The organism is Acinetobacter halotolerans (assembly GCF_004208515.1).
In the GTDB taxonomy this organism is placed as follows: Bacteria; Pseudomonadota; Gammaproteobacteria; order Pseudomonadales; family Moraxellaceae; genus Acinetobacter; species Acinetobacter halotolerans.
Genome location: NZ_SGIM01000009.1, coordinates 139573 through 150803 on the forward strand (window position 1 = coordinate 139573; position 11231 = coordinate 150803).

7 protein-coding genes are annotated in these 11231 nt (G+C 41.6%); 4 read left to right on the plus strand and 3 right to left on the minus strand.

Going from position 1 to position 11231, the window contains the following annotated elements; translation table 11 throughout:
• Positions 1-13: 13 nt before the first annotated feature.
• Positions 14-775, minus strand: a complete 762-nt coding sequence (locus EXE30_RS11735; RefSeq protein ID WP_130162540.1) for a hypothetical protein — start codon at positions 773-775, stop codon at positions 14-16.
• Positions 776-1174: 399 nt separating this feature from the next.
• Positions 1175-4666, minus strand: coding sequence for a hybrid sensor histidine kinase/response regulator (locus tag EXE30_RS11740; protein WP_130162541.1), 3492 nt, complete (start codon positions 4664-4666; stop codon positions 1175-1177).
• 185 nt (positions 4667-4851) lie between these two features.
• On the opposite strand from EXE30_RS11740, the gene EXE30_RS11745 reads away from it, so the two are divergent.
• On the plus strand, positions 4852-5184 hold the full coding sequence (locus EXE30_RS11745) for a DUF485 domain-containing protein (protein ID WP_130162542.1): 333 nt from the start codon (positions 4852-4854) through the stop codon (positions 5182-5184).
• A gap of 1 nt (position 5185) precedes the next feature.
• Positions 5186-6901 carry a cation acetate symporter gene (locus EXE30_RS11750; RefSeq protein WP_130162548.1) on the plus strand — a complete coding sequence of 572 codons (1716 nt, stop codon included), beginning with the start codon at positions 5186-5188 and terminating at the stop codon, positions 6899-6901.
• 56 nt (positions 6902-6957) lie between these two features.
• On the opposite strand, the gene EXE30_RS11755 is transcribed toward EXE30_RS11750, so the two are convergent.
• A complete protein-coding gene (locus EXE30_RS11755) occupies positions 6958-8166 on the minus strand; it encodes an oxygenase MpaB family protein (RefSeq protein WP_130162543.1) in 1209 nt (402 codons plus the stop codon).
• Between the two features lie 85 nt (positions 8167-8251).
• Between EXE30_RS11755 and EXE30_RS11760 the strand changes: the two genes are divergently transcribed.
• Complete coding sequence (locus tag EXE30_RS11760) at positions 8252-8848, plus strand: TetR/AcrR family transcriptional regulator (protein WP_130162544.1); 597 nt, start codon at positions 8252-8254, stop codon at positions 8846-8848.
• A gap of 273 nt (positions 8849-9121) precedes the next feature.
• Entirely contained in the window at positions 9122-11089 is a 1968-nt protein-coding gene (locus tag EXE30_RS11765; RefSeq protein ID WP_130162545.1) for a BCCT family transporter, read from the plus strand.
• Positions 11090-11231: the final 142 nt, after the last annotated feature.

Sequence of the window (11231 nt, forward strand, 5' to 3'; positions counted from 1 at the left end):
CTTTAGTTAGGTTTTAAGCTAAACAATCTTGTTTTGGCATTAAACTATCACAATACAGCGGGTTTAATGCACATTGCAAATCATCAATCTGCTCTTGAGTGACATAACCTTTGGCTTTAAGATATTCTGCAACGCGGTCATCACGCAAACTCAAGAACGCAGCATCATATACGCCTAAATCAACAAATAATGCGGCGGTTTCTAGACTATTAAAGTGATCTAAAAAGACGTCATTTTCATACATTAAAAAAATATGTTCAATTTCAGCATTGCTCTCAATTTTTAAGCGCTGTGCTAACTGTTCAGGACGAGTTTTGATAAAAAGCAAATCTGAAAGTTCATCAAATTGAGTTCGATCAAGCTGATTTTCACCTGCTTTCACATGTCCCAACCACGCTTTAAAGACCAATACCGCACCACCGCGCAATAACATGCTCCACATTTGATGGCGAGTATCTTGATCTAGATGAGACGATTCAGTTTCGAGTGCTTTTAAGAAAAGTTCTTCTTGTTGGGCTAGTTTTTCAAATAAACCTAAACCCTGTGGCTGATAAGCAGCAGGTGCAAATACATCAAAATTTAGCTCATCGAAAACATTTAAAGCGAGAGGAACTGCAGCTTGATAAAGCGTATTCAATGCACGTAAATGGGTGTCATTTAATTTGTTTTGAGCAAAGATAGTTTGCCAGTTGAGTTGTGGTAAGAGCGCATTGGCACTGTATTGGCGATAAAATTGTTGTGAGCGATGTTCAGGGGTAGGCTGGGGGCTATTCATGATCAATATCCTTTCTGGCTGTATTATTGTGAGAAATCCTAAAGACGTGCAAATAGGTTTCTATTGATTCGCTAAATTTATGCTTTATTCAGAAAGCAAGTAGAATACGACTAAAGTCTTATATGGCGGTTTTTAATATAAAATTGCAATTAAAACAATGTATTATAAAATTGTAAGTAAGTGTACAAACGTTCACTAATGTAAGTGGACTTTTTTGCCATAGTCAAAAATCATTTGAGCACTTTGGTCAATTTTTTAGCAACTCAAGTGCTGATTTTTGATGGTTCTTGCCTATATTTAAAAATATTATGCTATTTATTCGACCTCTTTCCAAAATCCCTTTGCTTTTTCCTAATAGGAGAAATATACAAAGGGTTAAATAATGATGAAAGAGCTCTATTACATCGGCATAATTTTTAAACCCGACAACCAAGCACGTAAACCTGCGGGTTTGAGTGGTTTTTTCAGTAGCACAATATTCTGGTTTTTGAGTCGTTGTGGCAATTCAGGATCTGAATCCGCCGTGATCAGTGCCACAGGAACATGTGCGGGCCGATGTTGTTCAATAAAATCTAAACCTCGTTGATCATGATTTAAATGCTGATCAATTAACCAGACTTGAATATCATGTTGTGTGATCAATGTCAGCGCTTCTTCGGGTTCGGTTGCTGTGAAAATTTGATAGCCCCACTTGCCGAGTAGGGTGCGCATTCCTTCTAAAATGGTTTCATCATTGTCTAAACACAGGACTTTATAGGCGGTATGTTGTAGTGCGGTGGTGTGTGTGACAGGGGCTTGTGTTCTTGTGGCTTCTGTCAACGGCACTTCAATCATAAAGCACGACCCTTTGCCTAGTTTGGAATGAACGTGGACTGGGAAATCTAAAAGAGAAGTCATGCGCTGTACAATCGCGAGCCCCAACCCCAACCCTTGTTCGCCCCAAGGCGAGGTGTGTCCACAACGCTCAAATTCTTGGAACAATTTAAGCCGTTGTTGCTCGTTTATGCCCGGCCCAGTATCCCAAACCCCAATCCGAATATGATTTGGTCGTTGCGCTGAACGTAATACGCCGACCACAACGCGACCCTGTGCGGTATAGCGGAGGGCATTGCTGACAAAATTTTGAATAATACGTCGCATCAATTGTGGGTCGGTATCGACCCAAAACTTGGTGTCATGGACTTTAAATTGAATATCGCGTTGGGCCGCAATCGATTTGAACTGTAATTCAAGGTCATTGAGCAAATCATGCAATGCATAAGCTTGTCGTTTTGGCTGAATGGTGCCCCCTTCCAAACGCGCAATATCTAACAACGCGGATAACATGCTTTCAGCACCATAAAGTGCTCGATCAAGTTGTTGTAAGGTTTGTTGGTCTTCAGTCGAGTGTATGCTTTGCTCTAATGCTGTACTGAACAATCGTGCAGCATGCATCGGTTGTAATAAATCATGGCTGGCAGCCGCAAGGAAACGACTTTTGGATTGATTGGCTTTATCGGCCTGTTCCAACGCCAATTGTTGTTCAGTCAGTGCATCTGCGAGCTGTTGGGTACGATCATGGACGCGTTCTTCTAACACGGCTTCATTGGTACGGAAGGCAGTGATATCTGCAAAAGTTGTGACAAAACCGCCCCCTCTGATGGGATTGCCACGCATTTGGATGACCACACCATCTTTACGAATACGTTCAAACTCATGCGCGCTACCCACTTTCATCCAGTGAATCCGTTTACGGACATGCTCTTCAACTGAACCCGGTCCACATTCTCCACGTTCAGCGTTATAGCGAATCAGATCGGCAATTGGACAGCCGACATAAACCAGATCTTTAGGATAATCAAACAGGGTTAAATATTGATTATTCCATGCCACCAAACACATATTTTTATCAACCACACTCACGCCTTGAGTCATATGGTCAATCATAGTCATGAGTAAGTTTTGGTTAAAACGTTGCCATTGCGAGGCTTGGTCTAGAATGTTGGCGACTTGCCCCAAAGCTAAGCCATTATTGATCATGGCCGTGGTCAGCAAGGTACGCGCGGATGCTGCCCCAATAATCCCTGCGAGATACTGCTCGGTGAAACGCCACCACATGCCATTGGCAACATGGTTTTCATTTAAAATGACATGATTTTGTTCACAGAATTGTTGAAATGCTAAGCGTGTGGGCTTTTCACCTGTAACCCGCTTTGCCAAAGCCAGTAAGTCGCCGACTTTCAGACGAGCAGCATTTTGGTGTAAATCCGTCAGATCAGCGGTAGATTGAGCGGAAGGTAGCGGCTTGCTTTCATAATAAAAGAAGCTTTCTGCCTGAATTTGTTCTGCAACACTAGGACGATAAAGACGAGAGATCCAGATATATAAAGCAAGGTTGAGACCCAATGACCAAAGTACTCCATGAGTAAGCGGGGCAAACGATTCAAAACCGAGTAATGCTTCTGGACGCAAGCTATGAATATCAAATGGGCCAAACAAAAGGATGTGTTGCGCAAAGTTCTGATAATGTTCAGGCAAGCTACGCAGCAAGGTTGGAAACAAAAGGGTATAGCTCCACATCGCAAAACCCACAATGAGACCGACATAAACCCCTTGGCGGCTTGCTCCACGCCAATATAACCCACCGATCAGCGCAGGTGCGAACTGTGCAACTGCACTAAACGCCAGAAGACCGAACACAGAAAGTTGATTAATATCATTGAAGAAATTAAAAAATAAAAAACCCAGTAACATGACGCTCAGGATGCTAATCCGCCGTGTCAGCTTGAGAACTTTAGGCAACTGTCGGTCATGGCGAGAAATAATTTTGAAGCGCCATAGCGCAGGCATGATCAAGTCATTACTAAGCATGATCGAAAGTGCGACTGATGAAACCAAGAGCATGCCAGTAGCAGCAGAAAAACCACCTAAAAATGCCAATAAAGCCAACCAGTCTTGTTGATAGCTGAGCGGGAGCGCTAAAACAGCAATATCAGACGAACCAAGTGATTCAGGGAGTGCATGTAATGCCCAGCTGGCGATTGGAATGATGGCGATTATGGTTAGAATTAAATAAGCTGCAAACCAATGCCGTGCACCACGAATATGTTTTTCGTCACGGAGTTCAACCACAGCGACATGAAATTGGCGAGGTAAACAGATCATCGCCAGTGCAGCGAGTAAGGTCTGCACCCAAAAGGTTTCGGGTACGCCGAGTTCTTGTAAATTATAAAAATGTTGTGAGACGTCATTGCTGACTTGTTTAATATTCTCAGGCGATTGTAATAAGAAAAAACCTGCCACACAGAGTAATGCAAATAGTTTAACAAAGGACTCAAATGCGACTGCCAGCATCAGACCACCGTGTTGTTCGGTGTTTGCAATATGTCGTGTGCCAAAAATCATTGCCAAAATTGCAAGTACCGCAGTCAATAACAAAACGCTATTGGTGGTGGTATGTATATTGGCGTTTTGATCAAGAATCACTGCAGCACTGAGTGCAATTGCGTGTAACTGCAGTGCCAGATAGGGCACAATTGCAATCACTGCCAGAATAGTCACAAGGGCGGCCAAGCTGCCACTTTTGCCGTAACGGGCAGCAATAAAATCGGCAATCGATGAAATCGAGTGGTATTGGCGAATACGACCTAAACGTTTCCAAATATCATAACCAAACCAAAGAAATAGCAATGGCCCGAGATAAATAGGTAAGAACAACACTCCTTCACGAACTGCTGCGCCAGTTGCCCCATAAAATGTCCAAGATGAGCAATATACACCTAAGGTTAAGCTGAACAGCAACATTCGACCACGCGTACTGAGTCGACTGGCATGTTTTTCTCCAAAAAATGCACAGCCAAATAACAGCGCGATATAAAGCGCGAGTACTCCAAGAATAAGCCAGCTATTCATATTGCTCACGTGATCAATTCCATTTTTTATCATACCCTAAGCGTGGGCATAGTGAAGCGTACAGATCTGCTTGTAACGACCAAAGTCTAAGTTACGGCATCATCATAAACTTGCTAAGTTGGATAGTGAAGAATCCCATAGAGAAAAAGGGGTCCATGGTTGGACACAAAAATAAGGAGTTGGTTATGGATGATTCACAAGTAGAGCAGATTCTACAAAATCCGAAATTTAAAGAAATGGTGAGAAGGAAAAGTATATTAAGTTGGACATTAACAGCAATTATGTTGTTTATCTATGTTGGTTTTATGCTTTTGGTTGGCTACAACAAAGAGTTCTTATCAAGCTCATTTAGTGGTGGTGTAACCACTTGGGGCATTCCTCTCGGTTTAAGCATTATTGTGTTGTCCTTTTTATTATGTGGTGTGTATTCGTACATTGCCAATAATAAGCTTGACCAACTCAATGAAGAGGCACTCAAGGAAGTTGAGGCGATTGCACATGAAAAAGGGAAGCACTGAGATGAAAGGGACATCATTTAAAGCGACACTCTTGGCACTGACCAGCATGTGTTGTTCAAGTATTGCATTGGCTGGGCCAGATCTCGGCGCAGCAGAGCAACAAGCGACCAACTGGCATGCGATCATCATGTTCATGATCTTCGTCGGTTTAACTTTGTTGATTACTAAATGGGCCGCTAAAAAAACTCAATCTACGCAAGATTTCTATACCGCAGGCGGGGGCATTAGTGGTTTCCAAAATGGTTTAGCTATCGCGGGCGATTATATGTCCGCTGCATCATTCTTGGGTATTTCAGCCCTCGTTTTCATGTCAGGCTTTGATGGTCTATTGTATTCGCTCGGTTTTATGGTCGGTTGGCCGATTGTTTTATTCTTGGTGGCTGAACGATTACGTAACTTAGGTAAATATAATTTATCTGATGTTGTTTCATTCCGCTTGGAAGAGAAGCCAGTCCGTACTTTGGCAGCCATTAGCTCATTGGTGGTGGTGGCTTTCTATCTGATTGCTCAAATGGTGGGTGCAGGTCAGTTGATCAAACTGTTATTTGGTTTGAACTATAATCTTGCGGTGGTGATCGTTGGTCTATTGATGATGGCCTATGTCATGTTTGGTGGGATGTTAGCCACTACGTGGGTACAAATCATTAAGGCGGTGATGCTACTCAGTGGTGCAACGTTCATGGCCTTTATGGTGATGAAAGCGGTTGGTTTTAGCTTTACCAATATGTTTAACCAAGCGATCGACGTGTACAGTCAAGCACACCATTTAAGCTGGGATGAAGCACTCAGAATTATGGGACCAGGTACACTCACAGCAAATCCAATTGATGCAGTTTCACTTGGTTTAGCCTTGATGTTTGGTACCGCAGGTTTGCCACATATTCTAATGCGTTTCTTCACGGTAAAAGATGCAAAAGAAGCACGTAAATCGGTTGTCGTGGCGACGGGCTTTATTGGCTACTTCTATCTGTTAACTTTTATCATCGGTTTCGGTGCAATCCTATTCGTTGCAAACAACCCACAATTCCTTGATCTTGCAAAAATGGCAGTAACTGGCAAGTTAGAGCTGATGGGTGGTAACAACATGGCTGCAGTGCATTTAAGTGATGCAGTTGGTGGCGATTTGTTCATGGGCTTCATTTCGGCGGTGGCCTTTGCAACGATCCTTGCAGTGGTTGCAGGCTTGACCCTTTCAGGTGCATCGGCAATCTCACATGACTTGTATGCAAACGTGTTTAAAAAAGGTAAAACCACACCTGCATCTGAGTTGCGTATGTCAAAAATAGCAACTTTAGGTTTAGCTATTTTTGCGATGATCTTGGGCATTTTGTTCGAAAAGCAAAACGTAGCATTTATGGTTGGATTAGCATTCTCTGTCGCGTGTTGTGCAAACTTCCCAATTCTTGTGTTATCAATGTTCTGGAAAGGTCTAACGACTCGCGGTGCTGTGATTGGCTGTTTGGTTGGTTTGGTCGGTGCTGTAAGTTTGATTATTCTTTCTAAAGCGGTTTGGGTGGATACGTTGGGTATTGCTGAAACAGCGCCAAATCCATTTAATGGTCCAGCATTATTTGCAATGCCATTATCATTCTTCTGCTGTTGGTTCTTCTCTGTAACGGATAAGTCAGCACGTGCAGAAAAAGATCGCAAAGCATTTGATGCGCAGTATGTTCGTTCAATGACGGGTGTTGGTGCTACAGGTGCTTCAGATCACTAAACACATTTGATCCTTAAAACAAAACCCTCATATCAAATGAGGGTTTTTTTATATGTTTATTGATGCATGCTCGCGAGCTGTTTTGATTGGTTCTGATACAAAGACAATCCCGATTTTTGCATGTGACGGCCGTTACGCTCCAACAAAACATTCAATTGAGGAATGAATCTTGCGCCAGTATAAAGTGTCAGATTGCGCAACAGCAGATAATAAGCAAACCAAGATGCGAATCGAGGAGCAAGTCCCAATTTTTTCATTTTTTTACGTCCAATAAAAAACTGGGTCATTTCTAAATGTTGTCGATACGCTAGCTTTTGTTGAAATGTACCTAGATAGCGATATTGCCGTTCAAAGGGTTCTTTAGAAAGACTTGAGCCAAGTGAAATACTACTGGCATCTGATTGTGGATGGGCGAACTGCATCCAATAGATCAGTTTCCAGCCATCTGACTCTTTATCCACTAGCCATTTTTCATCAATCCCCATCAACCAACCTGCATATTTCCAAAAATGCAGAAAGCTGTCCACTTCTTGCTGATTTGGGAAAATCCCGAGCGCACGAATGCCAATCAAAACCACGCCACTAAATGCAATATTGGTCATCGCTTGATCGTACTGGTTAATCGGTACACCCCACGTTTCAGCGTCCCATTTCTCCGATTTTTGCAATTGATGACGAACCAAGGAATGAATGAAACGGACATAGATCGTTGAGGTAAAGCCTTTGCTGAAACGCTCAAAACCATCTTGTTCGGTGATATCGACCCACCATTTGGTGGTTTCAGCCAAACGTGTTCCTGCTTGTTTGTTTAATGCGCCTGTCAGTACCAAAGGTTGATTAAATCCGGGATACATATAACCCGTCATTAAGGATAAATCTCTTAAAATGAAACCATTATTGGCACCTAAACGATAGGTAAACTTAAGTGCGGCATCTATTTTACTTTGCTCGTACCAACTAGGGGTTTGTTGTACCAAATCAAAAAATGTAGTCAGTTCTGGAATCTCATGTGGCAACTGATCTAAGCCTTGATATAGCGCCGTTTCAAAATACTTCCGATGTTGTCGAGGATTGAGCATTACCCATCGCATAACTTTATCCATAGGCTCATCGCCACTTTGTAAGGCGGTGTTGAGGGCGAGATATTCTTGATAACTCGGTTGGACTGTTTGATTCGTCATATAACTTAAGATTCTAGTTTTCATATTTGACTGAATCATTTCCGCAAAGGTAGCCAAACGTTTTGGTTTAATCATACTTTGCATTGCATAACGCCTCTGATTGTTATTTAATCAAAGCTTAATATGAATAAATATTCGCATTCAATTCGCATTTAAATTGAGACTGAGCATGAGAAAGCAACCACAACAACAACGTGCCAAAATGATTGTGGAAAGTATTTTAGAAGGAACGCAAAAATGCATTTCAGAATATGGTGTATTACATGTCACCACTCCAAAAATTTCTGAAAAATCAGGCGTTAGTGTTGGGTCGATTTATCAGTACTTTGAGAATAAAGAACAGATTATTGCTGAATTATTATTACGCAAAAGCGAAGACCTAGGATTAGCATTAAAACAGTTGGTGACCTTACAACAACAGGCGACTATTCAAGACATCATCACATTAAGCATTGCGTTTGGCTTTGAATCTCTAAAATCTGATCAAGGCTTTTTTATTGAAATTTTAAAGAATTGGCATGCGTATAGTGATTCAGAAGCGTCACAGGTTTTGGAAAGACATTTTTTAGAAATTGGGATGTATTTATTTGGTCGTTATTATCCGCATTGGGATTTTGAAACCTTGAAACATAAGTCTTTTGTGATTATTAACAGTACTTTATTTACCATGATGCGCTATGTTAGTAAAAATACCTTCTTGATTGAAGAGCAAAGATTACAACAAGAACTTAGAAAGATGATTGTTGCTTTTTTAGACGCCATTTAAGTCTAATGCGCCATGCTCATTGGATGAAATGTGTAGTGTATTGGTGAGCAAAGTGGTTGATGATTAGCTGTTCAGTACATTCTTTGTTACCCTAAAAACAACCTACAAATAGGTTTTGAGTGCAAATCTGCGAGCTTTATATGTAAGCAGCATGGGCACTTCCTTTTATAAACTCGGATGAGTTTTTACATATTAGACGTTTTTTATTATTCAATTTCCGTCTTCTAGTGTGCCGAAGCAAAGCAATAGCTATTAGAAAAGTATGGAGAAAATATGCCTTCCAAAACATCCTCTTGGTTGTCTAACGTCAACCAAAATGTTTTCTTTAGTACGGTATTGATTATTGTTGTTTTTCTATCATTTGCCATCTTTACCCCTGATATTTTTGAAAGTCTAACTGCACAAGCAAAACAATGGATTACGGACTCTTTTAGTTGGTTCTATATCTTATGTGTTGCTATCTTCCTTGTGCTCTTGGTTTATATCGCTTGTTCTTCAAGCGGTAATATTAAATTGGGACCCGATCATAGCCAGCCAGATTATAGTAATGGTTCATGGTTTGCGATGCTGTTTACAGCAGGGATGGGGGTCGGGCTGATGTTCTTTGGTGTGGCAGAACCTGTCATGCATTATGTCACACCACCCAATAGCGATCCTGAGACCATTCAAGCCGCTAAACAAGCGTTAAGAATCACCTTCTTTCACTGGGGTGTGCATGCGTGGGCCGTATATGCCTTAGTCGGTTTGTCTTTAGCCTATTTTTCCTATCGACATAATTTACCTTTGAAAACGCGTTCAGCGTTATATCCATTAATTGGTAAAAGAATTTATGGTCGGTGGGGAGATGCAATTGATACCTTTGCTACAGTCGGTACCATTTTTGGTGTTGCGACTTCGCTGGGTTTTGGTGTGTTACAGGTAAACGCAGGCTTAAACTATTTATTTGGTATCGAGCAGAGTACTGGCACACAAATTGGTTTAATTATTTTCGTTAGTATCTTGGCCGCATTATCCGTTTTTGCTGGTCTAGATAAAGGCGTAAAGCGTCTGTCTGAATTAAATCTGATACTTGCAATTGTATTGGTCGTATTTGTATTCCTCGCAGGGCCAACACTGCACCTATTACGAACAACAGTTGAAAACACGGGACAGTATCTTTCTAACTTATTCGTCATGACTTTTAACCTACAGGCATACGAACCGACAGGTTGGATTGGTGGTTGGACTATTTTCTATTGGTCTTGGTGGATTGCTTGGTCGCCTTTTGTGGGGATGTTTATCGCACGTGTCTCGCGTGGCCGTACGATTCGAGAGTTTATCCTCGGTGTTATTCTAATTCCAACGGGTTTTACTATTGTTTGGATGGGATTCTGGGGGAATGCTGCGTTATTTAGCATTATGCAAGAAAACAATATTGCATTGATGCAAATGGTGCAAAAAGATACATCGATTGCGCTTTTTGAGTTTTTAAATCATCTGCCATTTTCAGGCATTATGAGCTTGTTGGCGACAGTATTGGTTTTACTTTTCTTTGTTACATCGGCTGACTCAGGCGCGTTGGTGGTGAATTATCTCACTGCTAAAGATGAAAACACCCCAGCTTGGCAACGGGTATTTTGGGTGGTATTGATTTCGATTCTTACCATTTGTTTGCTATTGGTCGGTGGTCTATCGACTTTGCAGGCCTCGATGCTGGTGAGTGCATTACCTTTTGCTGTGATTATGCTGTTCATGGGATGGGGCTTATTGAAAGCGCTGAATCTGGATGCGACCAAAGCAAAAATGTTGACCGAAGCGCGCACTACGCCACGAGCAATGGCGAATCCACGAAGTTGGCAACAGCGTTTGGGTTTAATTATGCACTACCCACACACTGAGGATGAGGTCAAACAATATATTGCAGTTCAAGTCTTAAAAGCATTTGAAGCAGTACAGGCCGAATTTAAACGTCGGAAGTTAAGCGTCGCTATTGATGAAACCGAACAAGGTTTACGTTTGCGTGTCGATCATCACCAAGAAATTAACTTCGAATACACTGTTTTTTCAAGCAAGACCACGCCACCGAGCTTTATGCTTGGGCAGGGTGAAGCGGATGATAGTGAATATTTTCAAGCCGAGGTGTTCTTGCGTGAAGGTGGGCAAAACTACGATGTAATGGATTGGACACAGGAAGACTTGATCCAAGATATTATTGATCAATACGAACGCCACTTATATTTCCTTAACGTTGTGAGAAGCTGATAAAAGTGGGAAACAAGCAAAAAAGAAGTCCTTAGGGACTTCTTTTTTGCTATTTAAAGCCTAAAAATTCATATTTATGCCGATAAAAGCACCAAACCAATCGTTTTTGTAGAAAAAAGAAACAAGCAAAAGGAAATGTTTG

Coding starts and splice junctions, on each gene's coding strand:
- EXE30_RS11735 (WP_130162540.1), bottom strand. CDS start 775: ATGAATAGCCCCCAGCCTACCCCTGAACATCGCTCACAACAATTTTAT.
- EXE30_RS11740 (WP_130162541.1), bottom strand. CDS start 4,666: ATGAATAGCTGGCTTATTCTTGGAGTACTCGCGCTTTATATCGCGCTG.
- EXE30_RS11745 (WP_130162542.1), top strand. CDS start 4,852: ATGGATGATTCACAAGTAGAGCAGATTCTACAAAATCCGAAATTTAAA.
- EXE30_RS11750 (WP_130162548.1), top strand. CDS start 5,186: ATGAAAGGGACATCATTTAAAGCGACACTCTTGGCACTGACCAGCATG.
- EXE30_RS11755 (WP_130162543.1), bottom strand. CDS start 8,166: ATGCAAAGTATGATTAAACCAAAACGTTTGGCTACCTTTGCGGAAATG.
- EXE30_RS11760 (WP_130162544.1), top strand. CDS start 8,252: ATGAGAAAGCAACCACAACAACAACGTGCCAAAATGATTGTGGAAAGT.
- EXE30_RS11765 (WP_130162545.1), top strand. CDS start 9,122: ATGCCTTCCAAAACATCCTCTTGGTTGTCTAACGTCAACCAAAATGTT.